The organism is Sulfidibacter corallicola, assembly GCF_017498545.1.
In the GTDB taxonomy this organism is placed as follows: domain Bacteria; phylum Acidobacteriota; class Holophagae; order Acanthopleuribacterales; family Acanthopleuribacteraceae; genus Sulfidibacter; species Sulfidibacter corallicola.
Genome location: NZ_CP071793.1, coordinates 5,350,793 through 5,376,415 on the forward strand (window position 1 = coordinate 5,350,793; position 25,623 = coordinate 5,376,415).

The 25,623-nt window shown below is 58.7% G+C and carries 16 protein-coding genes; 9 read left to right on the forward strand and 7 right to left on the reverse strand.

The genetic code is table 11. The features are described from left to right. Nucleotides 1-363 precede the first annotated feature (363 nt). Genes J3U87_RS16100 through J3U87_RS16125 form a run of 6 tightly spaced genes read left to right on the forward strand, consistent with a single transcriptional unit; the run spans nt 364 to nt 7,851 of the window. A complete protein-coding gene (locus tag J3U87_RS16100; protein ID WP_237384076.1) occupies nt 364-948 on the forward strand; it encodes a cytochrome c3 family protein in 585 nt (194 codons plus the stop codon). A gap of 12 nt (nt 949-960) precedes the next feature. Next, entirely contained in the window at nt 961-4,020 is a 3,060-nt protein-coding gene (locus J3U87_RS16105) for a 4Fe-4S dicluster domain-containing protein (protein WP_237384077.1), read from the forward strand. Nucleotides 4,021-4,039: 19 nt separating this feature from the next. Beyond that, nucleotides 4,040-5,401 carry an NrfD/PsrC family molybdoenzyme membrane anchor subunit gene (gene nrfD / locus J3U87_RS16110; protein ID WP_237384078.1) on the forward strand — a complete coding sequence of 454 codons (1,362 nt, stop codon included), beginning with the start codon at nt 4,040-4,042 and terminating at the stop codon, nt 5,399-5,401. Then, on the forward strand, nt 5,401-5,910 hold the full coding sequence (locus J3U87_RS16115; protein ID WP_237384079.1) for a DUF3341 domain-containing protein: 510 nt from the start codon (nt 5,401-5,403) through the stop codon (nt 5,908-5,910). The genes nrfD and J3U87_RS16115 overlap by 1 nt, the downstream gene beginning before the upstream one ends. Further along, entirely contained in the window at nt 5,903-6,487 is a 585-nt protein-coding gene (locus J3U87_RS16120) for a c-type cytochrome (protein WP_237384080.1), read from the forward strand. Before J3U87_RS16115 ends, J3U87_RS16120 begins: the two co-directional genes overlap by 8 nt. Nucleotides 6,488-6,501: 14 nt before the next feature. Beyond that, the gene (locus tag J3U87_RS16125; RefSeq protein WP_237384081.1) at nt 6,502-7,851 is read left to right on the forward strand and encodes a hypothetical protein; all 1,350 of its coding nucleotides are present in this window, start codon (nt 6,502-6,504) and stop codon (nt 7,849-7,851) included. A 67-nt stretch (nt 7,852-7,918) separates the two neighbouring features. Here the strand turns inward: J3U87_RS16125 and J3U87_RS16130 are convergent, their stop codons facing one another. The 3 genes from J3U87_RS16130 to J3U87_RS16140 form a co-directional block, all read right to left on the reverse strand. After that, complete coding sequence (locus tag J3U87_RS16130; protein ID WP_237384082.1) at nt 7,919-9,163, reverse strand: DUF3667 domain-containing protein; 1,245 nt, start codon at nt 9,161-9,163, stop codon at nt 7,919-7,921. Between the two features lie 257 nt (nt 9,164-9,420). Beyond that, nucleotides 9,421-9,885 (reverse strand): type VI secretion system tube protein TssD, encoded by a 465-nt coding sequence (gene tssD, locus J3U87_RS16135; RefSeq protein WP_237384083.1) that lies wholly within the window; start codon nt 9,883-9,885, stop codon nt 9,421-9,423. A 386-nt stretch (nt 9,886-10,271) separates the two neighbouring features. Beyond that, nucleotides 10,272-11,222 carry an alpha/beta fold hydrolase gene (locus J3U87_RS16140; RefSeq protein WP_237384084.1) on the reverse strand — a complete coding sequence of 317 codons (951 nt, stop codon included), beginning with the start codon at nt 11,220-11,222 and terminating at the stop codon, nt 10,272-10,274. Between the two features lie 329 nt (nt 11,223-11,551). Between J3U87_RS16140 and J3U87_RS16145 the strand changes: the two genes are divergently transcribed. From J3U87_RS16145 to J3U87_RS16155, 3 genes are all read left to right on the forward strand, one after another. Beyond that, the gene (locus J3U87_RS16145) at nt 11,552-13,444 is read left to right on the forward strand and encodes a hypothetical protein (RefSeq protein ID WP_237384085.1); all 1,893 of its coding nucleotides are present in this window, start codon (nt 11,552-11,554) and stop codon (nt 13,442-13,444) included. Nucleotides 13,445-13,763: 319 nt separating this feature from the next. Continuing rightward, nucleotides 13,764-14,621: an NAD(+)/NADH kinase gene (locus J3U87_RS16150; protein WP_237384086.1), complete on the forward strand. Its 858-nt coding sequence runs from the start codon at nt 13,764-13,766 to the stop codon at nt 14,619-14,621. An 87-nt stretch (nt 14,622-14,708) separates the two neighbouring features. After that, on the forward strand, nt 14,709-15,479 hold the full coding sequence (locus J3U87_RS16155) for a hypothetical protein (protein ID WP_237384087.1): 771 nt from the start codon (nt 14,709-14,711) through the stop codon (nt 15,477-15,479). Between the two features lie 35 nt (nt 15,480-15,514). On the opposite strand, the gene J3U87_RS16160 is transcribed toward J3U87_RS16155, so the two are convergent. The 4 genes from J3U87_RS16160 to J3U87_RS16175 all read right to left on the reverse strand — a co-directional run bounded on the left by J3U87_RS16160 (nt 15,515) and on the right by J3U87_RS16175 (nt 25,622). Continuing rightward, nucleotides 15,515-17,566, reverse strand: coding sequence for a M48 family metallopeptidase (locus J3U87_RS16160; protein ID WP_237384088.1), 2,052 nt, complete (start codon nt 17,564-17,566; stop codon nt 15,515-15,517). Nucleotides 17,567-18,884: 1,318 nt separating this feature from the next. Next, nucleotides 18,885-19,199, reverse strand: a complete 315-nt coding sequence (locus J3U87_RS16165; protein ID WP_237384089.1) for a DUF6916 family protein — start codon at nt 19,197-19,199, stop codon at nt 18,885-18,887. Between the two features lie 244 nt (nt 19,200-19,443). Further along, on the reverse strand, nt 19,444-22,710 hold the full coding sequence (locus tag J3U87_RS16170; RefSeq protein ID WP_237384090.1) for a ligand-binding sensor domain-containing protein: 3,267 nt from the start codon (nt 22,708-22,710) through the stop codon (nt 19,444-19,446). A gap of 323 nt (nt 22,711-23,033) precedes the next feature. After that, nucleotides 23,034-25,622 (reverse strand): hypothetical protein, encoded by a 2,589-nt coding sequence (locus J3U87_RS16175; RefSeq protein WP_237384091.1) that lies wholly within the window; start codon nt 25,620-25,622, stop codon nt 23,034-23,036. Nucleotide 25,623: the final 1 nt, after the last annotated feature.

Genomic DNA, 25,623 nt, shown 5'->3' on the forward strand with positions numbered 1-25,623 from the left:
CGGTTTCGGTTGGTTCGGTCGGCCTTCCCGGAAAACTCGCTTCGGCTTTAGACGCGCTGCGGCGTGAGCACTGGGCCCTGTGGGCCAAAGCAGCCCTTTTTTTGGGCGTTTCCCGCTTCAAAAGCAATTCTTACCTGGAATCTTTGCCTGCTTTTATCTAAAATGTGGCCGTTCGTGAGTTCAGTATGGGGTTTCATTCTCCAGGTTTGGCTTACAAGGTCGCAACCTCGCAAGCAGTATCGAACCGGGATAGGGACAGAACATGCCCGGTATTAACGAAAAGCGATTCGAACACGCCGACCGTTAGACGCGTTCCCCCAAGAGTCGCTTGCCGCATGTCTGGAGAGAACAGAACGGAACTAATTGGAACAGTTGGGTGATATTTCGATGAAAAACACGACAAAGTTTGTGAGTGTCATCGCTTTTTTGGCGACTGTCTGTGCCCTGGTCGGGATCTCCGTGATGGGTCAGGGCAAGGAAGCCAAAGAGGCGGCGGCAACGGTGGAAATACCCATCGGTGCTTACGCTCCCGAGCAACCGATTGACTATAGTCATAAGTTGCATGCAGGGGATTTGGAAATTCCCTGTCAGTTTTGCCACACTTACGCCCGTCGTTCACGGTCGGCCGGGATCCCCGCACTCGAGCAGTGTATGCAATGCCATACGTTGATCGGGCGCGATCGGGATGCAATCAAGGACGTGGTCAAGGCTTACGAAGACAAGCAAGCCATTGAATGGGTCAAGGTTCACGACCTGCCCGATTTTGTTTACTTCGACCACTCCCGTCACATCAAAGCCGGCTTCGAGTGCCAAACCTGCCACGGCCCGGTGGAGCAAATGGAGGTCCTGTACCGCCATGCGCCGCTGACCATGGGATGGTGTGTGAATTGTCACCGCGACAATTTGGATAAAGGCGCCTCGGTAGACTGTTTGACCTGCCACAAGTAAGTGAGGTATTTCATGGCGAATAAGATTAACAGAAGAGACTTCCTCGGGCTGATGGGCCTGGGTGGAGTCGGCGCAGCCACCTTGAGCTGCGATCTTTCGCCCACCGATTACGAGGAAGGCTTTGACGAAAAGTGGAAGCCCTGGGTGGACCCGATAGCCGGTGAGGTTCCCTACGTGCCTCGCTACTACGCCACTACGACCTCCGAATCGAACGGTGTGGGATTATGGATCAAAACCATCAACGGCCGGGCGGTGAAAACCGAAGGGAACCCCGAGCATCCGATCAACCGCGGTAGCCTGAGTGCCCGCCAGCAGTCGGTCATGCAAGGTCTCTACTCTCCCGACCGCATTCGCAAGCCCCTGTACAAGGGCAAGCCGATCACGCGGGCTCGGGCGGCGGAGATCCTGACCGAGCAAATGAACGCCAACAAAGGCAAGAACATCAGCGCACTGACCGGCCCCATCGGCGGATCGCTCGCCGATCTCTGGACCACCTTCGTGTCCCAGATGGGCAGCGGATCCCTGGTCCGCTACGAAGCCTTTCACAGCGGCGAATGGGCCGGGGCTTCCAACAAGGTGTTCGGCCAAAACGCTGTGCCCTACATCAATCTCGCGGGCACCGACATGATCCTCTCTCTGGGGGCGCGCTTCCTGGATGATTGGGGTGATGGCAATGCCCACGAGCGCAACTGGGCCAAAATGAAAGAGCTGGATCACGGGAAGCGCGGCAGACACGTTCAGGTCGAGCCCCGCACCTCCGTCACCGGCGCCGCGGCCGACAGTCTGCTGCTGTGCAAGCCCGGAACCGAAACGGTACTGGCCCTGGCACTCCTGAAAGAGTTGGCCGCCGGTTCTTCGGCACTCACGGCCGAAGAGCAATCGACCGTGGCCGGCCTGGTCGCTTCGGCCAGTTTGGACGACGCCGCCAAGACCTGCGGCATCAAAGTCGCCAAACTCCGGACCTTGATCGACGAGCTCAAGCACGCCAAGTCCCCGGTGGTCCTGCCGGCGGAAACCACGGTGCTCGGTCATCAGTCCCAGGCGCATCACATCGCGGTTCTGTTGATCAACAAGTGTCTCGGCGGCATCGGCAAGCACTTCAACTACAGTGCCGCCAAGCCGGCGAAAGACGTGATCTCCCACCGCGACATCGTCGATCTGGTCACCCAGCTCAACAACGGCGCGGTGGATGTCCTGATCCTTCGCGGTGGGCCCAACCCGGCCTACTCGTTGTCGCCCAAATTGAAGTTCAAGGATGCCGTCGGCAAAGCGGGCTTCAAGATCGCCTTCGCCGACACCATGGACGAAACGGTGGCGCTCGCCGACCTGGTAATTCCCAATCTGCACGATTTGGAAGCCTGGGGCGAGGTCAACCCCTACGCCGGTCTCGACATGCTGCAGCAGCCGGTCATGCGCCCGCGCTGGGACATGATGCAGGCCGAGGATCACTTGATTCAGATCCTCGCCCAGGCGGCCCCCGGCATCGTGGCCCAGGAAAATTACCGCGAATACCTCAAGGCGAGCTGGTTCGGACGATTCGCGTCCGGGTCCGCCGACCAGGAAGCCTTCTGGCGCTACTCCCTGAAAAAGGGCGGTCGCTTCGAAATGGCTGAATCCGGCGAGAACCTGCCCTTGTCCGGCGATCTCGGCGGTGACGTGTTCGCCAACGTTCAGCCCATGGGCAGCAAGGGGACCAAGCTGATCGTGCTGTCCTCCGCACGTCACGGTGACGGCCAGGCCGCACCGCGCGGATGGATGCAGGAACTGCCCGACCCCATGAACGGCGTGACCTGGGATTCCTTCCTGGAAGTCAACCGCACCTACGGGACTTCGGCCGGTTGGCAGATCGGTGACGAGGTGAGCTTCTCGGTCAACGGCGTCGAGGTGACGCTGCCGGTCATGCTTTCCGATACCTGCCCCGACGGCGTGGTCTACTTCGAAACCGGAATGGGCCGCGAAGGCATCGACGAGCGCTACTGCCGCGGCGTCAACGCCTTCTCGATGTTCACCGGTGAAGTCAACGACGGCGGACGCTTCGCGTTCGAACCCGCGAACGTGACCCTGAACAAAACCGGCGGCCGCACCAAGCTCGCCACCCTGCACATTCCGGGTCTCGGCGACCAGCTCAACACCCCGCTCACCGGTACCGACAAAACCGATTCGCGCTTCACGCGCGATCTGTTCCAAACCGTGGGTATCAGCGAATTGAGCGGTCATGGTGACGGTCACCACGGCGGTGGGCACCACGGCCCGCTCAACAAAAAGGTCGCCTTCCCCGAGCACCAAGACAAGAACTTCTACTACGACCGCTCCGAAGATCCGCTGGTCGTGGGTCGTTCCGAAACCTTCTACGACCCCTACAAGTGGGAAATGGCCATCGACCTGGACAAATGTACCGGGTGTGGTTCCTGCGTCACCGCCTGCTACGCGGAAAACAACCTGCCCGTCGTGGGTAAGGATCAGGTAGCCAAGGGTCGCGAAATGGCCTGGTTGCGCATCAACCGGTACCTCTCCTATACCGAGGAGGAGGACCACACCGAGGTGAAGGCCTACTTCCTCCCCATGATGTGTCAGCAGTGCGGCAACGCACCCTGTGAATCCGTTTGCCCCTCGTTGGCGACCTACCACAACAAGGAAGGTCTCAACGCGATGGTCTACAACCGGTGTGTCGGCACGCGTTACTGCGCCAACAACTGTTCCTACAAGGTGCGTCGTTTCAACTGGTTCACCTTCGATTGGGACGAGGATGCCAAGTGGTACACCAACCCCGATGTAACGGTTCGCCACAAAGGGGTGATGGAGAAGTGTACCTTCTGCGTGCACCGCTTCCGCGATGCCCGCAACAAGGCCAAAGACGAGGGTCGCGAAATCCGCGACGGCGAAGTACAAACCGCGTGTCAGCAGGTTTGCGCCACCGGTGCCATTTCCTTCGGCAACTATATGGACGAGTCGAGCGAGGTTCATCACCTGGCCCACGACCAACGCGCCTATCGTGCCCTGGATTCCCACCTCTATACCAAACCGGGTGTTTCCTACCTGAAGCGCACGGTATTCGACAAAGGTCACGCGTGATCGGAGAGGGTGAGTAAAAGTGGACGTTAAACAACATGAAATCAATTTTCGCTATGACGAGATAACCAAGGACATCCTGCGCACCCTGGAAAAGCCCGGCCTGCCGTACTGGATCATGATCGCCCTGATCATGGGTGGCCTGGCCTTCGGGATCGTGGCTTGGATGTACCAAATCAAGGAAGGTATGGGCGTCGCCGGCCTCAACCACCCGGTAGGTTGGGGTGTATACATCACCGACTTCGTATTCTGGGTCGGTATCGGTCACGCGGGTACCTTGATTTCGGCGATCTTGTTCCTGTTCCGCGCCAAGTGGCGCAACGCCATCTTCCGCAGTGCGGAAGCCATGACCATCTTCGCGGTTTTGACCGCGGCATTATTCCCGTTGATTCACGTCGGCCGTGTTTGGGTCGCCTGGTGGTTGATTCCCTATCCCAACCAGCGCGAGTTGTGGGTGAACTTCCGCTCGCCGCTGCTGTGGGACGTATTCGCCATCAACACCTACTTCTCGGTCTCGGCCATCTTTTTCTGCATCGGCCTGATCCCCGACGTGGCGGCCATCCGCGACAAAGCGCGCGGCATGCGCAAAACCATTTACACCTTCATGTCGCTGGGCTTCGACAACTCCAACCACCAATGGCGCCACTACATGGCCGGTTACGGCTTCTTCGCCGCACTGGCCACGCCGCTGGTTCTCTCGGTTCACTCGGTCGTAAGTTGGGACTTCGCGGTATCGATCGTGCCCGGTTGGCACTCGACCCTGTTCGCGCCCTACTTCGTCGCCGGTGCCGTATTCTCCGGGATGGCGATGGTTATGACCATCCTGATCCCGTTCCGGTCGATCTTCAAGTTGGAGAAGTACCTGACCACCTGGCACTTCGACATGATGTCACGCCTGGTCATGCTGACCGGCTCCATCGTGACCTACTCCTACCTCACCGAGTATTTCATCGCCTGGTACAGCGACGACCCGTTCGAGATGTTCATCTTCTACGAGCGCGCCTTCGGTAAGTACCAACTGCCCTTCATGCTGATGTTCGGCTGCAACTGTGTGATTCCGCTGCTGCTGTGGTTCCGGGGAATCCGGACCAACCTCAAGGCGCTGTGGGTGATCACGATTTTCGTCAACATCGGTATGTGGTTCGAGCGCTTCAACATCATCGTCAGCTCCCTCGCGCAGGAATTCGATCCCTACTCCTGGGGCTGGTACGTGCCGAGCTGGGTCGAGATGGGAATCACCTTGGGATCCTTCTGCTGGTTCTTCATGTGGTTCTTCCTCTTCATCAAGTTCTTCCCCTCGCTGGCGCTCACCGAGATGAAAGAAATTGCCGATCCGCCGCATTCCGGCAAAGGCCATTCGGCGCACGGTAAGGAGGCCGCGTAATGAGTATCGAGAGCACACCCGGCGTACTGGGTATCTACTCCCACATGGATACCCTGATCGATGCCATCAAACACTTCAAGTCCCGGGGCCGCGATGACATCAAGGTGCATTCGCCTTGTCCCCACCACGATTTGGACCACGCGCTCGACGAACCCGTGAGCCCGGTTCGGCGGTTCACCCTGTTGGGCGGCCTGACCGGTTGTTCCTTCGGCTACCTGTTCACGTCCTTCGGATCGCTGGAATGGATTCTGCCCACCTCCGGCAAGCCGATCGTGTCACCCGTGGCCTTCACCGTGGTTGCGTTCGAGCTGACGATTCTGTTCGGCGCGCTGTTCACCCTGTTGGGGATCGTTCTCAACGCCAAGCTTTTCACCAAGCGCAAGACGTTGTATGACGATCGGTTCACCGACGACAAGTTCGGCATTTTCATTCCCTGCACCCGCAGTGAGTACGAGGCCATGACCAAGGAACTCACCGACCACGGGGCAGAGGAGGTGAAGCATGCTTAACAGGAAACTGCTGCTGCTTCTGACCGTGGCGCTTTGCTGCACCGCGCTCATCGCCGGGTACAATCGACCCTACGCCTGGTGGCCCTGGATCGACATGAGCGAGCAGCACATCATCAAGCCCTTCGAGGACGATGGTTTGCGAGATCCCGCGGAGGGCAGCGTGTCCGTGGGTCAGTGGGAACCGACGCCCACCAAGATCGAGCTGATGACCGCGCCCGACAAGTACACCGACTTTAAGAATCCGGTCGCCGCCACCGAAGCATCGATCGCCACGGGCAAGGAGCTGTACGAGACCTATTGCTGGACTTGTCACGGCACCGAAATGAGCCCCGATCCCGCCGCCAAGTCTCCGGTCCAACGCGGTGGGAAGTCCTTCTACCGCGAAGGTGCCGAGTTTACCGGCATGCCCGGTGCGGACATCAATTTGATCAAGCTTCGTTCCGATGAAGAAAACTTCGCCACCATGACTCACGGTTCAGCCATCATGAAACGGGTTTCCTACCACCTGAGTCCGGAAGAACGGTGGCATGTAGTGAACTACATTCGGTCCATCGCCAACAAGGTAGATCAACAGTAGAAGAGGTTAGTGCAGTGCATCATCATCATTCCGATTATGTTGACGTCGTCAGCGCAAAGGGACCAGCCAAGCTGAGCTCCACGACGAAGGCCATCTTCATCCTGATGATCCTTGTTGGGTTCGGAGTCTTCGGCGTCCTCGCCTTCGGCATCCAAGGCAAGGAGCGCCTGGGTTGGATCGCGTTCCTTCACAATACATATTTTTTCACTCTGCTCTCCGCCGCGGGTGTGGTGACGGCCGCCATCATGCAAGTCACCCGATCGCATTGGGGACGTACCATCAAACGCTTCGCCGAAGCGACCGGCGCTTTTCTGCCGTTCGCGTTCGTCTGCATCCTGGTTCTCTACCTCGGCGTAGAGCATCTCTATGAATGGGATGCCGACAAGGAAGCGCTTCACCACTATCACAACAAGCACATCTGGCTGGAAAAGAATTTCTGGTTCGTGCGCCAGCTCGTTTGGGTCGGTGCGCTGATCGTCGTTTCGAAAGTCTTCCTCAAGTGGTCGACGCGACCCGATCAGGGTTTGGCCCACGAGAAGAACCCGCAGCTCTGGTCCGGTGTTTCCGGCTGGAAGGGTGCGGCTTCCGAAATCGAATCCTGCCAGGCAAAACAAAGCAAATGGGCCGTGTTCTACTGCATCGCCTTCCCGGTCTGTGTATCCATGCTGGCCTACGACCTGATCATGTCGCTGGACTTCCGCTGGTTCTCGGCGATGTTCGGCGGTTGGAACTTCACCACCGCGATCCTGACGGGTTGGAGTTCGATGGTCATCATCAGCTACCTGATGAGCACCCGCTTCGGTGTCGACCACTACATCTCCAAGCCGGTATACCACGATCTCGGCAAGCTGACCTTCGGGTTCACGGTCGTATGGGGATACCTGTTCTTCGCCCAATGGCTCGTCATTTGGTACGGCAACCTGGGCCATGAAACCGGTTACCTCCTGACCCGCTTCTACGACCCGGTCTGGCGTCCGCTCTCGCTCTGCGTGTTTGCCGGGGTGTTCCTGATTCCGTTCATCATCGGTCTCAGCAAGCAGATCAAGATGTCGCCCAAGACCTTCGGCCCCCTGGCCCTGTTGAGCTTGGGTGCCGTGTGGTTGGAGCGTTTCATTCTGATCGCTCCCGCCTCCATGTACTTCAACCGCAACGAAGGCAAGTACTGGTCCGAGAATCCTTTTGGCCCCAACGGTGAAACTCTCGGTGAGCCCTTGGGCAACGCGGTTTCCATCCTGATGGCGGATGCCGCCGTGGCGCTCGGATTCCTCGGCGTGTTCGGCTTGCTCTACGCGGGCTGGTTGTACAAGCGTCCGATCATGGTCATTTCCGATCCGCGCTTGGACATGGGCGTCAATCGCCACTGATCGATCATCACCCACGTTTCAATAAAAGCCGCTCGGCGACCTCGGTTGCCGGGCGGCTTTTTTGCGTTCAAATGGCGATTAACGCGATCGACAGGGCCGCGATCAATACGATCAACAGGCTCAAGAGATAAACTGCGGCCAGCAAGCCGAATTTGAGGAACGTTTTCCAATAGGCCTGTTGGTAGACGTATTGCAGCGCGAGAAAAAGATAGACGGCACTTGCCGTGAAGCCACCCAGAAAACACAATCCGGTCCACCAGCCGCTGTCGATCAACCAGAAGCTCCATACCATCAACGAATAAAAAGAGAACAGGAAGGCATGGTAGTGGAAGGCAAAAATGACGTGGTCGATGTACAGCGGATCGCGCCGAATGTAGATCAGTTTCAAGTAGAACGCAAACAGCGGCATCAACAGGAACAAAAGCTTGGGCAGGAGGCCCATGATCTTGTTCCCCAGCAAGGTGTCCATGGCGTCGGGGTCGATTTCGGCAAGCCGCTTTTCACGTTCCTCCAGCTTCTGATTGACATAATGGCCGAAGGCCGAGTCTTCCGAGAGCCGATCCCCTTTGATCCTGAAATTGATTTCGCGGTTCGATTCGCCCGCTCGCAGTTCTTTCACACTTTCTGCGGTGTTCTTGTAATTGCTGATGGCCCGATACCAACGCGTCTTTTGTTTCGAATCGAGACCATCGAGGCGACTCTGTTCCACCGCGAACAACGTTTTCGTATGCAATGCCGGAGGGTCTCCTTGCGGCACTCCCGTTCCCGAATTCGAACCTTCGGCGTGCATCGACGTTTCCGAGGCCAACCCAAGCTCCCGTTTGATCTCCATGAATTCCTCGGAGGCGACCTCCATTTCCAGGTCCGCGGCATAATTGCCCAGGGCCACTCGGACATCCAGGGGAACCTGTTCGTTTTCCAGAAGGAGGTACAGCTCGTGGGGAACGGTCGGGGCTTCTTTCACTTCCGGATCGTTGTCCACCGTCAGCGAGAGGAAGAAAACGATGCTGCAGAACAGGTACATGCGCAAAGGCGGAATGTAGGGAACGCGTTTGCCTTCCATGAAGGCCTTGGTCAAAAAGCCGGGCTGGAAAAAGAGGGGCTTGATACTTCGCAACAGCTTGGAATCGAACGTGAAATAGTCGCCCAGGAAATCCATGATCAGCTTGCCTAACGACAGCCGGAAGTCGCCGATATGTTGACCGCAGTGGGTACAGTACAGGACCTCCACTTTTTTCCCGCAATTTTTGCAGTACTCGTCGGGATCGATCGGGTCTGGAAGCACCACCCCGCGTTCATCGACACGCGTCATTCGCCCTCCGGATGGATCGTACAGTTTTCCTTCAACGGGATTCCATAATTCCAGAGTTTACCCAAAAGTTTGGAACGAACAGGTTTTTTTCGCACGTTTGGCGATGCGCCAAATAAAAAAGGCTCCCGTCAAGGGAGCCTGTGGAACATATGATTTCTTTTTTAAACCGGGAGACACATAACGCGTCGCTTTGAGAAGGACCGGCTTGCCTTACATGAATGAACTCTGTGCGATTCGGTGAGGAATCGGTTATTCGATTACTTGTTGTCGTGACGATCCATTACTTCGATGCCGTCTTCGTTGTAGCAGTAGGTAACTTCACCGTAGACCATGGCGATTTCGTCTTCATCCACGTAGTTCTGGGAGTCCGGAGCGTGAACGTGGGACTTGAAGGTGCCCACTTTGACGACCTTCAGCTCCTTGAACTTGATGGTGAAGTATTCGAACTGGTCGCCCTTGATGTCGGGCTTCACCATGTGGACGGTCAGGTCGGCCATTTCCAGGTTGTTGAACAGGTGCTGGTAGAAGCCGGGCGTGTGCTTGCCGGTTTCGGAGCGGAAGACGAAAGGCTGACGGGTACGACGGCCCTTGATGTTGTTGTCCAGTTCGGAAACGGGCAGTGCGGAGCTGACGCTCATTTCGTGAACACGGATTTGGCCTTCGAAGCCAGCGTCGGGGGACTCACCTGCGATGGGGCACTCGATATACGCATAATTGGTCATGGTGGAACTCCTTGTACAATCCCTAAGTATTCGTTCTGACGGGGATTGCCTAAAGCAACCGCAGTGCCAAGTTTGTATATATCAGTGTTTAAACTGGTTAAGTGATTTTGCCCTTTGTGTCGGGGAAACCATGTGTCTTGCGTCCTGAATAACCTGTTCGGGATGGGGAATGCATTCCCGCCAGATGTTCGGTTTTGAGATGCGCCCCGCTTCCGGTAGATTCGTGAACGGAGCGCTCGGCCACAAAAAGTGTGACCAGGATCAAAAGCTCAATGACCCGAATGGTGTGGAACCAGGCAGTCCAACGCGCCGAGAGGGAGAAGACCTCTTTCGGGCCAGGGAGGGTGCCCGATTCGGTTTCGCGATGCCGGTGTTTGGGATCCGGATCAATCCCTCACGGGCGAGACGGCACCGGAGTCGGAACGTTCGATGTTTCGATCCTGAAAACGCTGAAGATGCCCGCGAATGGCCGCTCGTACCGCATCCTGGCGTTGCCATGGGATGAAATGCCCCTGTTCGGGTAAGCGGACCACTTCCAGCGGCGCTCGCGAGAGCACGCGTTCGGCGAAATCCGCGTTGCCGGGTGGGACCAGTTCGTCGGTCAGGCCTTGAATGACGGTGACGGGAACTTCGATCGACGACCAGAGAGGCAGCATGCGGTTCAGCTCGTCCTTCAGGGGCAGAATCTCTCGATTGGTCGTCAGCAGATCGATGGGAATCATCCATGTGAAGATCTTCCATTGCGCTGGAACCTGAAACCACTTGGTTTTTTCCAATTCGGGATCGATCGAGCCCGCGAGGATGATCAGGCCGCCGATTTTGTCGGGAAAATCCATCGCTGCCCGGGCGATGACGGGACCGCCGTAGGAATGCCCGACCAAAATAGCCGGCTTGCCGGAACGGTTCGAGTCCAGGATGGGTGCCAGTGCGGCCGCCTGATGAATCAAAGACGGGGTGGCGCGACCCCGATCCGATTTGCCGTAGCCGGGGCGATCCATCGAGATCAAATGAGTCGTAGGGCTGAGCTCGCGGTCTCCCAAAAACCCGATGAACGCGTCCCAACTGCCCGGCGAACCGTGAACGAAAATGACCGGCTGGCCCTGCGGGTCGCCGACCGAAACCCAATGTACCTTTCCGTTGGCGTATTCGGCCTGGTGATAATGGGGATCCAACCCGGCTCGTTCGAAAAAGGCGTCGATTTCGGCTTGTTTCATGGAAAACCCAGCACAATTCAGCATGATGATCAGCAGGACGAAGGCCGCGGTACCCAGGAGGCCGGTTCCCTTGAGGCTCCACTTCAAGATTTTCCTGAAGATCGAAGGCTGCTGTCGTGGCATGGTTCCTCCTCGAACACGGTGACCGCTTTCTCCTTTAACGTTGTCGGTGTGCGTTTTTCATTCAGAAAAGCCGGTTGTTGGGGGGTCCGCTTCGTCTCGGAGCCCTCTCCATGAGCGATGCCGCGAAGCGGGCCCGCGGCATGACCGGGCTGCAACTATCGGATACCTCGCGGCGGTGGTGGTGATAGAATGAACGATGTAGCCACTAAAACATCCATCGATCATTCTATCTAACCTTATCACGATCAAATTTGGCCCGACCCTGCGGGTTTTGAGGAAGGCACGTATACCTCGCAAGCTCCCTGGTCGACCCCTGTTCGGAAGGTAATTTGAAAACCGAGTCCCCTATCTTTCGCAATCGAGATTTGCTTCAATTCCCTACCCTTCTTCAACATGTCAGCGAACGAGAATCGGATGGCTTTCTCATCGTCATCACCTGCGAAACGGAAGCGTTGGAAGAGGCCGTCGTCCAACACCTGGGAACGGAGCTCGCCGGCGACTTCCTGCTGAGACGCGTCAATTATTCCAGTTCCGGGTATGCGCCGCTTCACAAGGCCCTGCGACACGAGACGCAACAGGGCGATGCGGATGGCGAGTCCGAGCACGGCCATGCCGGTGCCGAGAAACCGCAAGCCTATCTGTTGCGCGGCTTTCCCTACGAGATCTTCGACGAGGCGCCGGACCTGATCGCCGAGGAATTGGCCCTCCTGATGGAGCACCTGGACCACGGTGCCCGCCATGCATTGGACAAACACCAGCGCTGGTTTCTTTTTTGGCCGCCAGGGGTGGAACAGCAAATGTCCGAAGGTGCCACCGAGTTTTACCAACAGGTGTGCTACACCGCTCGTTTTTCCGATCACACCCGTTTCGACACCTGTTTCCGATTCGAGCCGGAGCGTGCCGAGGCGTCGCTACTGCGGGCCGAACGTCAGTTGACGTCGGCCCAGGCCAAACGGCGCAAGGCCGAAGCCCACAATCGGCTGGCCCGCATGATCCGCAAGTACGGTCACCTGAAAGATGCCGAAACCCATCTCGACCAAGCCACCACCTCGGAGTTCGGACCCACCTTCGAACGCAACGTCATCTTGGAGCGCGCGCGGTTGGCCCATTGGCAGGGCCGTTCCGAAGAGGCGAGGTCTTTGTTGGAAAAGGCCGGCGCGGTGCGGGACACGACCGACAGGGCTTCGAGCCGAACGCTGTTGGCGCTGGAATGGGGATGGTTCGCACTGCTCGGTGGATCGCCGGGCAAGGCCAACAAGCATCTCTCGGAGGCGATCGAGGCCGCGGCCGAACTGCACGGCGCGGATTGGGATCGCGGATTTCACCGCCTGCGGGCCGCGATCTTCTCCCGTCAGGGCTTGTGGCGGGAAACCAAGGGCGAGTTGGGACAATTGCTCCTGCCCGATGAGGACAGCCTGTTGTTGCAGGCGCGTGCGCTGATCAAGCTCGGTGAAACGGGAGACGCCCTGGAAGCGCTGGGACACCTGTTCGTCAAGCATCGGCGGCGTTTGAGCCAATCGGTGCGGGGTCGAGCCCTGGGCCTGGCCGCGCTGGTGTTTTCCCGCGTCGGCCACGTGCAGGAGGCGCGCGAGCACGCTTTGCAGGGACTTCGAATCCTGCAAGACAGCGGTATTCGCATCTACATTCCCGAGGCCTACATGTACCTGGGCCTGGTGCATCAGGGCCCCGAGGCACGCGCGCACTTTTCGGAGGCGCACCGCTTGGCTGGGGAACTGGGCGACTCGTTCATCGAGGCCAAATCCCTCGTCCGTTTGGCCGAGCACGCCATCGACAACGACGAGGAAGAAGAGGCGGAACGGTTTGGCGAGCGCGCCTTGGATTTGGCCCAGACCCATGACTATCGCGAGGTCGAGGGCATGGCCCGTTCGGTGCGTTGCTACCTCCAAATCAAGCGCAACCAATGGGCACTGGCCCTGGGGCAGGGTTGCTTCGCCTTGAACCTTCTGGACAAAACCGGGGTGGCTTCACCACAGGCACGGCTTTTTCTGCGCCTCGCCGACGTCCATGCCAAGCTTCAAAACAAGCAACACGCCATCAAGTTCCTGTCCTACGCCCTGGAAACCTACCGCAAGGCGGATCACCTTCCCGGCGAGGCCAAGGCCCTGAACGCCCTGGCTCAGTTCTACCGGGACCAGGGCAATCGGTCTCAAGCGGAGAACTACACCAACCGAGCCTCGATGGTCACCCGTCTTCTGGGTTGATGTCGGGCAGTTATCGAATTTGACGGGTGGAAAGGCCCCGATCGATCCGGCCGGTCGGTGGCAGGGCGATCGAAAAGCGGGGACGAGCTCCTCGCCCGCGGGGCTCTCTTCGACGCTCGCTGCCTCTTTTGGTCTTGATTCGGCCTAAAACCTTGTATGAGAATGGGTAATTACCGCTCATTCAGGCCGTCGACTCGTGTCGAACCCGTGGCCGGTTTCTGATTCATGCTGCCGCCTGAAGGAGCAGCCTGGACAAGTCAAGCTGCTGGCTCGGTCTCGCCGAGCGTTCTGGCTTGCTCTGATCAGGGGGCGTGGTGACATGTTTGGTGGTTTTCCCGTTCGCAAGTGTGCCGTTCTGGCCGATCCGCGAGACCCGACCAAGGCTCGCGAAATACAAAAGGCGATGGACGAGGTCGTGCCTCACCTCGAGGCGCAGGGCATCGAAGTCTATTCGCAGATCGGTATCGCCGTGGAGTACGTCAAGCCGGAGCCGGGGACCGATATGTTTCTGGTCCTGGGTGGCGACGGCACCATGATTCACTTCGCCGGACGCCTCAGCCATCTCGAAATCCCGTTTTTCGGTTTGAACTACGGAAACGTGGGCTTCATGATGAACAGCCCGCGTGGTGATTTGGCCCGGCACGCCCGCAATATCGCCAGGGGTCACTTCATTCAATGGGAGTTCCCGGTGTTGGTGGTGCGCGCCACCGATCTGCGCGGCAACCTCCACGAAGGCGTGGGCCTCAACGATATCTACCTCCAGCGCATGACCCCGCAGTCCTGCAAGGTCAACATCACCCTGGTTCGCTACCCCTTGAAAATCAACCCCGTCCTGTGTGACGGCGTGATCGTGTCCACCCCCTTGGGTTCCACCGCCTACAGTTACAACGTCACCGGAACCATGACCGCCATCAATGCGCCGGTGATTTCGTTGACCCCCGTGGCCGCCGCCCGCTCCTGTCCGGTGAGCAGCATCATTCTCCCCGAGGACACGACCATCCTGTTCGATATCCTGGAGCCGGAGAAGCGACAGGTTCAGGTGGTCAGTGACGGCATGAGCCACGGCGGTCTGGTTCACGCGGAATTGAGTGTTTCCGATGCCCGTATTCGCCTCTGTTTCGAAAAGGAATACAGCGACAACCTGCCGATGAGGTTCATCAACAAGGCCTGCCTCTGACATGAACCGGGACAAAGCGCCCCATGCCGGGCTAGAATGACGCGAGCCTCTTCCGCCAATCAAGCCGAACCGATGAGGAATGATCCGATGACTTCATCTCGCTTTCGTCTCGCCCTTTCTGGCCCATGCATCCTGTTGCTGTGGCTGGTCTCGAGTTCGTTCACCCTCGGGGCCTCGGAGCCCCTGTGCCGAAAAACCCTGCGCGATGCCTGCAAAAACGGTGAGATCACGACACTCAAGGTGTGTGATTTTCTGCTGGAGGACGTGGACGAAACCGAGGAATCGCTCAGCCGGTTTCTGGTGCACGTGGTCAGCCTGTCCCAGGTCGTCCGCGACCAATTGGTTTGTGCCCGTCTGATGGGAACCAAGACCTTCCGGAAAATCGGCATGGCCGGGCTCTTTGTGGAAAACGGCATCGTCCTTCACCGCAGTTTTTGCGAGAACAGCCGCGACCAATTCTGCCTCGATCTGGACTGGTCCCTGGGTGTGAACAAACGACAGGAACGGTTGATTCGCGAAATCGTGAAGCGGGCGGAAACCTTGGACCAACTGGGGGGTGGCACCTCCATCCACGAGCGAATGGTGAAGGAGGAGCACGAGTTCTTTTTCGATCTGACGGGCCGGGTGGTCGACATTCAGTACGACATCGATCCGATTGCCGACGCCACTCGATTGGAAGGCGTGACCGTGGTGATGACGCATGTGACGATCGATGCCGTATACGATCAGGAGGGCCGACAACTGAAGCTCGAACAACTCAAACGGGAACTGCAGACCAAGGTCGACGACGCCTACGATCTGTGGTTGATGCTGGGGTTCGGGGACGACTCGAAAGATTCTTCGGCGAAACGTCACTGAACGATGGCTTCGCCGTTTCTGGATGGGCATGGACCTCAATAGATCAGGTCTTTTTCCACTTCGGTCCAGAGTCTTTCCAAAACCGTAAAGCCCATTTTCTGTTCGATCAGTTCCATTAGCCGACATTGACGGCCCAAGATGCGTCCACGCAATTCGTGGAACTGCTCCAGCAGGGTGGTGGCCGCGTGAAACAGTTCCAGTGCGCTTTGGGTGTCCGGCACGTAGGGCAACAGGTAATCGTGCATATCGCGATCGGATTCTTCGTCGTCGAACAGCAGGTTCTGCCCCTTGAGGGGATCGAGAATGTGTTTCATGTGGCGGTGAAGCCGCGTTTTTTCAAAGGCCATCAGGCGGTCGATGTCGGCATGACCTTCGCCCTCGCGACTGGCTTCCACCAGGCGTGCCAAAAGCGCACGCGACATGCGCAAGTTCTGAAGATGGGGCAGCGCCCGGTTCAACAACGCGTGGGACGTGGCCCAACGCTCCGCCCAGAGCGGCCAACCCGCTTCGTCGCCATATTCCGGTGTCCAATCCTTGTGTTCCAGGTAGGCCTGGCTGATCGAAATCCGTCGGGTCATGACCTTTTCGAACGATTCCAAGATGCGCTCTTCCCGCTCCAGCTCTCGATCGATGTCGGCCACCGCCGGCGAGGCGAACAACGTTCCCTGGTCGTTCGTCGATTCCGGAGAGGTCGAGATGACCTGTTCGCGAAGCCGGTTGATTTTCTCCGAGAACAAGGCCTGATGGCGTTTCGAGGCTTCCAGATAGTCGGGGAGCCCGGTTTCGAATTCGCCGCGACATCGCGCCGCCCGGACGCGTAGCGTCTCGGTGTCCGGGGCCGCTTGTGTTTCGGGTGCTTCCAATACCGGTGCCGGCCCGCGCGACAAGCTGAGTGCACCGCCGAAGAAACGCGACAGCGCCTCGATCGAGGATTTTTCCCACTGACGGGCGCGATTCAGTTCGCCCAAACTGTGAAGCAGGGTGGGGTCGAAGGTGTCTTTGAGGGTGACCTGATAGTACTGTGTGGTGACCTGCCGGCTGCGGAAGAGATAGTCCTTGAGCAGCACGTGCGCCGGTTGGGTGTTGGCCAACAAGGGCTGCCCTTGCTCGCCACTCACGTTGTCGATGCGGGCCGCGGTGCTGGGGTGCGAATCCAACCAGCCGGTTTCGCGTGCCAGATAGGCTGCGTCCAACTGGGCGAGTAGGTCGAGCGACATCCGCGAACGGTGATAGTGGACCAAGCCGGCGAGATCGTCGGCCAAACGCTTTTCGCGCATGAACAAGCCGAGTTCGTTGACCGCCATTTCGTGGGCCACCTGCAGACGGAACATCTCGCGCGTCGTTTCCGAAAAGACGTGCGAGCCGATGAGCCGCGCCTCGTATCGATCCGCATCGAATTCCATCTGGCGCATCAGAAAGCAACAGATCGCCTCGGCCACCATGCTGAACAGCCAAAAGATGAAGCGCACGATGACCAGGATCGCCATCGCCAATCTTATGAAAATGCCGAAGATCCCCAGCTCGGTCGCCGCGTTTTTCGAAAAGCGTTCCAGTTCGTGATCTTCTTCGGTCACGACCCGGTTGAACCACGAATGGACGTCACGGGTGAGCATCACCAGGATTTGGCCACTGCGTTGGGCGAAGTGCCCCAGCTCGTGGGCCAGTACGCCACCGAATTGATTGACCTGGAGGTTGGCGATCAAGGGGATGCCGATCACCAGGCGGAGATCGCCGGTGATCACGCTGAACAGACCGCGTTTGGGGCCCGCGAAGGCATTGACCTCGCTGGTCAGGGAGATGACCGAAGGCATCCGAACACCCAGGGCGGAGGAAATCTCGGCGACGAAGGCGTAGAGGTCCGGCTCCTGATCGGGCGTGACCTCGATTTGGGCCATGTGTTGGGTGTCGCGGGTGAACAGGGGATACACCAGGAACGACACCAGGGTCGCCACCGTGACCGGCGGACCCAAATACAGGAACACCCAAAATATCCCGTTTATCTCCAGCGACAGATTGGCCATGTAACGGTAGTACACCCATAAGACCCAAAAAAGGCTGCCGACCAGGGAGATGTAGAGCAGCGGCAATAAAAAGACGCCTACCGCGGCCAGAGCTTGAGCCAGGTGATAGCGAATTCGCTTGGGAATGGGCTGGATTTTCCGGGCAGAGATCGAACTCTGTTTCCACCTAGCCTCGGATGTCGATACAGCCTGTTTGGAAGCCACCTGGCCAAACCCTTTTCTCAAGTATTCCGGAAATCCAGGTTCGTCAATCGGAAATCGGCAGGATGTGGGTTTTTAATCATGGCCTGGTGAGCCTTCGCTCAAATACCATGAGACACCAAATGAGAAATTCTGCAACTCGCCTCGACCACGGAGGCCACGACCTGGAAAATGACCGCTCGGCACTCGGTCATTCACCCATGGTACCACCGAATGGGTTTGAAAACACGGGTTCCCATGGTGATCCAAGTCTCAAAAAAATGGAGAACGCGCTTGGGAAAAGGCGTTCTCCACGGGAGATGGCTCATAGAACGATTGAAGAACGGAGGCGGCCCGTGCAAGGACCGCCTCCGGACCGAACGGAACGGTGGAGTGACTGCGCGCCCACCTGCCCCCACAGCAGGGGAGCGCGCGTCACTCGCCAGAGCGAGGATAAGCTTGGGATCAAGGAGGAATAGCAATAAGGGTGATATTGTCGGAGGGGTGGTGTGATGCCCACCAAAAGGAGGACCGGGGTGGAACGAGCCCCGGTCCTGGTCTCTTTTAGGAGATTGGACGAGACGTTTCACAGTAGGGAGGCGGCCCAGGTCATCGGGGTTTCGGGAGTTGGGTGAGACAGGGGCCGCGCACAAGAGAAGGCGAGACAAATGACGGGAGAAGTACTCGCATTCTCCGTTTGGATATTGAGATCAAATCTCAATATCGACATTGAATCATGCGGCCTTTTCCCCGTCAACCGAAAAAATGAACTTTTTTCGATTGAGTCGGATAACGGCTTGAACGGCGGGCCCGCGCCGCTTTCCGGACCGTGCCGGAGGATGGTTCGGATTCCGGATCACGGGTCTCCTACTTCCGGCAAAGGGCCCTGTTGAGGGGCTACGGCTCGGATGCGAAAACCGGAGGCTGGACACCGCTGCGGATCGCTGGATCGAGCCGGAGGTTTCGCGCCGCACGCGAGACTTGGAAGAGGGTGAGACCGATTTGTGCCCATCCGGAAACGAAGAAGCCCTGACTGCCCGCTAGGTTTATCTCGCTGTGCGGGTGTCGGGCTTCCAGCAAAAACCATTGTCAATGGGTAACGAGCGGAAAGCGGAAGCCTGAAGCCGCACCGACTGCCTCTGAGGCCGGTTCAAAGGACCTCTTTCGACAGACCGCCGGCTCCGGATGGGCGCCCGTCAGCCCATCAGGACTGTTCTTCGATGAGTCGATTGAATACGGCTTCGTATTGGTAGCCTTTCTCGTCTTTGGCGATGGGAACGAGAAAGATGTGCAGCCGACCCATTTTTTCGTGGTCCATCACGTAACTGCCCTGGATCAGTCCCTTTTCGGCCGGTCCACTGAAATAGGCACTGAAGCACTCCTGCTTGTCACTGTTCAAGTTAGGATTGGTCTTGATGGAATCCAACTCCAGATTCAGGGTTTCGCCGTTATCGAATGGCAGTGTGAACGTATGGCCCACCGCTTCCTCGAAGGCGCTTTTATTAAAAGGGTTCGACATGGCTCACTCCTTGAGTCGCCCACCGTATCGGTGCGGCACGGGACAAAACACCCCTGGCGCAGCTCGTTTGACCGGGTCGAGTGGGGGAATGGGGGAATATATGTAGATGTGCTTGAAGTATAGCCAGTCTCTACTCAGAAAGGGCAGTTTTCTAGAGGGATTTTTTTGTTTTTCGATAAATCTCTCGTGTGTGAAAATATGCGCCGCGGTATCTGGCAGATGGTAGCTCGGGACGATTTCGAGATCAGGCCGATTGGGGAACCGGGGCCGACACGCGAATCAGGGTTCCCTGATTGGGTCTGGATACGATGGAAAGCTGGGCGCCGATCGATGCCGCGCGTTCCGAAATGCCCAGGAGCCCGAAGTGGCCCTCGCGTGAAAGCTGGACGAAGTTTTGTTTTTCGTCGAATCCTTTGCCGTTGTCTTCGATTTCCAGCACCAAATTCTCGGCATCCGCCTCGAACCGAATGAACACGTAATCGGAGCGGGCATGTTGCAGCGCGTTGTTCAGGGCTTCCTGGCAGATGCGGAACAGGGCCAGCTCGGTTTCCTCGGAAAGGCTCGGTTGATCGGCCGTCAACTCGCATTCGATACGGATCTCGGGATGCTTTTCACGACAACGCTCGATATGGGCCTGAAGTGCCGCTTCCAGACCGAAGTGCGTCAGGGTCGGAGGCCGGAGTTGCCCGCAAAGATCGCGCAGGTCTTGCAGAATCTTGAGGATGTAGCCACCAAGGGACTTGAGCCCCTTCATGCTCCTGTCCTGGTCCTGATTGGCGGGAGCCAGACCCCATTCCTCGAGCCGCTTGCTCCACTGACGAATCTGAAGTGCCAGTTGAATGTGGATGGCGTGGAGATCCTGGACCGGGCCGTCGTGGAGCTCCTGGGCGATGCGAAGCCGTTCCACCTCGCGACCCTCGGTCAAGCGCCGCTTGGTTTCCAGTTCTTCGCGGCGAAGTTGCTGCAGGCGTTGCAATCGGCGCCATTGCCATGCCAGCGGCAAACCCGTCACGATGCCAATTCCGAGCAGCATCATCGCGCCGCGAAACCACCAGCGTTGCCAAAAGGGCGGGCGAATGTAGACCTGCAATTCCGTACCCTTGGCGTTCCAGATCCCGTCGCTGTTGGCTGCCCGCACGCGAAAGCGGTAACGACCGCCGGAAAGGTTGGTATAGATGGCGAAATTGCGCGTGCCGGCTTCGACCCATTCGGGATCCACCCCTTCCAATTTATAGGCGTAGCGATTTTGCGAGGGGGCGGTGTAATCCAGTGCGGCGAACTCGAAACTGATGAAGTTGTCGCGAAAGGACAACTCGAGCAGGTCCAGGTCGTCGATCTCCCGCTCCAGGGTCACCGGTCGGTTGAACTTCTTGAATCCGGTCAGGATCACGGGCGGGGGTCGCTCGTTGACCAGGATCTGGTCCGGCCGAAACCGATTGAGCCCGCGGTTCCCGCCGAAGAACATCTCCCCATCGGCGGTGCGCGCGAACACGCCGGCGTTGAATTCGGCCTGAACGCCCTCGAGCGGGCCGTAGACGCGAATGTCGCCGCTGGTGTCGTCCAGTTTCGCCAAGCCTTTGTTGGTCGCGACCCAAAGGAAACCATGCTCGTCGTGGAGCATGCCGTTGACGACGTCGCTGGGAAGGCCCTCGACGGTGGTAATGCGCCGGAAGTCGTCGGAATCCTCGCGCAGCAGATGGAGCCCGGCGCCGGACGTGCCCACCCAGATCCGGTTTCGATGGCCCTCCCATAGACATGTGATCCGGTCGTTGCCCAGGCTCGCAGGCAGGTCGGGATCATGGCGATACACTCTAAAGCGATCCAGTTCGGGATCGTCCAGCCGGCACAAGCCGCCGCCATAGGTGCCGACCCAAATTCGGTCGCGACTGTCGCGCAACAGCGCGGCGATTTGGTGGTGGCTGAGGCTGTCGGCTCGATTCGGATCCGGTGCGAAACGGCGAAACGCCTCGCTGCCGCGGTCGAAGCGGAACAGGCCGCGCCGGTAGGAACCCAGCCAGAGCGCATCGTCGGTCCCCTTCGCCAGTGCCGTCACATTCCAGCGAGCGCTTTGCTCCGGTGCGGCCGGATCCCAGGGAAATTGGCGATAGGCGCCCGTATCGGGGTGGAATCGCACCAGCCCGCGGCCCCAGATACCCAACCAGAGAAGGCGCTCTGCATCTTCGAGCACGGCGATCACGAGTTTGGCTGGTCCCGGGCCGGGTGCTTCTTCCCCGGTGAGGTGGTATCGAAACCGATCGCTGGTCAAATCGAAGGCCACCAGGCCCTGATCCCAGGTCCCCATCCAAAGGGTGTCGTCGCGGCCCACTGCCAGCGAAAGGGCCTGGTAGGCGCCCGGCGTGGTCGGGTGGTCCGGGAGATTCGCGTAGGTGGCGAATTGCCGCAGACCACGGGCGTATTTATTCAGGCCTTGGCCGCCAGTTCCGATCCAAATGATGCCGCCTTCATCTTCGAACAGGCTCCATATCTTGTTGCTGTTCAGGCTTTGGTCGTTGAGTGGGCGGTAGCGGTAGTGCGTCGATCGCCTCTGGGCCGGATCGTAGACCACCAAACCCGAATCGCGCATGCCGATCCAGATTTTGCCTCCTCTATCTTGAAGCAACGCAAAGGGTTGTCCAATCCCCAGGCGAGGTTCCCGTTCGGCATCTTCACCGAAGGCGGTGAGGTGGTTCCCAGCCGCGTCCAATCGACACAGTCCGGCTTGGGTACCGATCCAGAGGTCGCCGGCTTCGTCGAGGAGCAGGCTGAGCACCCGGTCGCTGAGGAGACCGATCGAGCCGTCGCCCTCCCGAAAGGACGTCACGGTTTCGGTGGCGATGTCGAGGCGATACAAACCCTGCTTCTCGGTGCCGATCCACAGGAATCCCCGAGCGTCGGCCACGAGGGCCCGAATCCGTGCGTTGGCGGGGAGTTGCCGCTCGCCCGACCCGGTGACGGGGCGAAAACCCGTCGTTCGATGACCGACCCAAAGCCCGGCGCCCTGGGTTCCCACCCACAGTCGGTCCGGTCGATCCTCCAACAGGCTGCCGATATTCTTGAGGGCCGTCTCGGCGCGGTCGTCCGATGAACCCTGCCCGGGTGCATTCAACGGATGGGTTTCGAAGCGCCGGTGAAGGGCGTCGTAATAATTCAGGCCACCGTGACGGGTGCCGATCCAGAGGCCGCCATCCGAGGCCGCCGCCAAGGTTCGAATGTTGTGGTCGGAGATCGCACCTTCACGGGTCTTGTCGGGCCGAAACACGGTGAAGTGGTAGCCGTCGTAGCGATTCAAACCGTCTTGGGTCCCGAACCAAAGGAGCCCCTTGCGGTCTTGGGCGATCGCCAAGACACGACTCTGGGACAAACCGTGCTCCACGGAAAGGTGGTCGAAATAAATTTTTTCGGGAGAGGCGAACAAGCCCGGTACGGCCATGGGCCAAAGCCAAAGCAACGCGATCGCGAAACGGATCGCCTGGCTGCGGGTTGGATTCGAAATGCGGGGAATGGGGGGCATGTGACGGATATCCTGCGCGAGGTTGGTGGCTTGGCGGTAATGCCTACCGCTGGGGTGGAATCGTACCGGCGGCCGGACGGGTCCATGGCTTTTTCGTCTCGGAAGCCGAATGGGGATCGGTTGTAGGTGCATTAAAACAGGATTGGCTCTGATTTGGAAAAAGGTCGGCGGCCGACTTCCCTTGGGCACGGCAGTTCCCGACACCTCTCCTCGACCGCTTTGCTCGGTGTCGGACCCGACCTCTTGGTCGACCTCGGCGAGACCCGTGTTTGCGACCGACCATCGAGGGCGATCCGAAGATCGCCCCCGCGAGGAAGAACCTATCAATTTTGGCCGGTGTTGATGTGCATCATCTCCAACACGTCCGAATCACCGTCCTCCCAACGCGGTGTGAGGTAGAGCAGGTCTTCCAGCGTGTTTTTGCCGTCCAGATTCAGGTCGATCCCTTCCGGATTCACCAGGATGATCCCAAATCCGTCACCGGTTCGACCCAGATTGTCGATGACGTGGCACCGCACTCGAATCGTCCGTTCCGGCAGAGGGTCGTAGGCCAGCGAAGGAAAGTTACCCAAAACCGTTCCGGTGTCGAGATCGGTCCAGGTCACCTGCGAGATGACGATGCCGTCGGGTACCTGAGCCTCCAGTGTGATTACCTCGAGCCCCTGAACCGAGATCTCCGGCGTGACCGTGACCGGCAGGGTTTCGACCGTCCGGCCGATGGTGATTTCGCCGCCGAAGGGGACGGGGACCAGGGTGCCGAGTTGGATTTGATTCGCTTGCGTCTCGCTGGTCACGCCGGTGGTGGTTTCGTCGTAACCGGTGGGAAAGAGTTCCACGAGGGAAGGGGCTGGGTGGATGTACGTCGTGAGGTCCAGCTCGAGTCGGGTGTCCGTGGCTTCGTCGGCATTTCCCGAGTTTTGGGGGTTGGTGGTGTTGCAGGGAAGATTGGCGAGCCCGTTTCGAAAGTCGTCGGCGTAGCGGCTGAACGAATCGGTGGGTGCGTTGCCCAACGTCATGACGACCCGATCGCGAATGTTGGGAGAGGTGGTCGAGTTGGACATTTGGAGCCACCGAGCGGGAGACTGGCTGATTTTCAACCAAATCGCGTCTTCGCCGGCCATCCAGCGTACGATCGAAATGGCATCCGGTGCCGCGACCATCCTGGCACCCGCCAAGTGGCCGGGTTCGAGACCCAGGCCCAAATGGATCGGGGGATCGGGTTGGGGGCCGGCCGCAACCCGAGTGCGACACAGCCGAGCACCGCCGGTGAGTCGCAGGCGCAGGTAGGTGGGCGTCGTGGGGCTCGCGTCGGGAAAGGGATTGCCGGAAAAGACCAGTGCCATCAAACCCGTTTGTTCGCAGGTTCCCTGGTAGAACACGTCCCGAATGAGCGTGCGCAAATCGATGGTATCCCTGGTGGCGGGAAACAAATCTAGGCCGTGGGCGATTCGAGGAGGGTCATTGGTGAGCACGTCAACCTCGCTGCCCGTTTCGATCCGACCGGGATCTTCCACGGTTTCCACTCCGGTGGTGCCTTCCTGGTAGAACTGGATGTCCAGTTCCACGTTCTCGAGATCGGGATTGCCCGGATCCAGCTCGCTTTGGCTGGCATCCAACTGGATCAACAGATCGGCCGCGTCGGAAAGACTGCCGTCGGTGGACAAATCAAAGGTGTTGAACGGCAGGTTGGCCTCTCCGCGAATGAAGGCATCCCGGGACCCATCGTAACTGGTTTCAGCAGTGATACCGGTGTAGAAGGAGACGCTGTTTGCTTGATCCGGTGGTGTATCGTCTTCGCCTCGGCGAATCCAATCACCGGTGCCATCCACGATCTTCACCCAAAGCGCATCCTCGCCTGCGACCCAGCGGACCACGGAAATCGCGTTGGGCGCCATGTTCAGGAGGGTACCGTCGGGGGCGTCCAATCTCGCGGCCAGGTAGAGCGGTGTCGCGCTTCCCGGGGGCACGAGTGTCCGGCACAGCGTGACGGCTCGGTTCAGTTGGACCCGCACGTACACCGGGTTCTGTGGCGACGCCTCCGGAAAAATGTTCGAAGCGATCCTGAATACCAACATCCCGCCTTCTTCGCAACTGCCTCGATAGTGGATGGACCTGTTAGACCAGCGATACTCGACGTCGTAGTTACCGATGAACACACCACGCCCGATCATGCCGTCCCCCAGGAAGGCGATCGAGAGTGGGACGCCTTCGGAGATGCCGGAATCGTTGGTGGCGGTTTCCACGCCGACCGTCGTGTGGTCGAAGGCGCCTCCATCGAGATTCAGTGCGCTCAAATCCTGGGGGGCAGGCAGTGGTTGCAGGTTCCCCTGGGACAGGTCGACTTTCAGCTCCAGATCCACCGAGCCGAGACTGTTGGCTTGATCCGGATCCGAGCCACGCGATTGGAACGGCAAATTGGCCTTGCCCGAATCGAAGTACGGCGCCACTGCCGATTGGGATTCTTGGCCCGAGAGTCCCAGGGAAAAGGTGACTCGATGATCCATGGTCGGTGGGCCGACGTCGTCGCCCACGCGAAGCCAGGTGGATGACGATGAGGTGACCTTGAGCCAAATGTGGGGTTCACCTGCCTTCCAACGAACCACCGACACTGTGTCGGAGGGCGCAAGCACGGCATCGCCAAATTCCGTGAACAGCGGCAAGAACACGGGTGTTGCGTTTGGGAGGTTTGGGTCCACCAGCGACGCGCACAATGTGGCGCCGTGGTCCAGGGTGAACCTCAAATAGACGGGTTCCTGCGGAGATGCTGCCGCAAAGTCGTTCGCGTTGACGTCAACCCAGACGATACCGGCCTTTTCACAGAATCCATCGTGTTGCACATCTCGGATCAGGGTTCTCAATTCCAGGTAGGCAAATGCCGGCACCATCGCCAGCAAAGGAAAGATGATCGCCAAA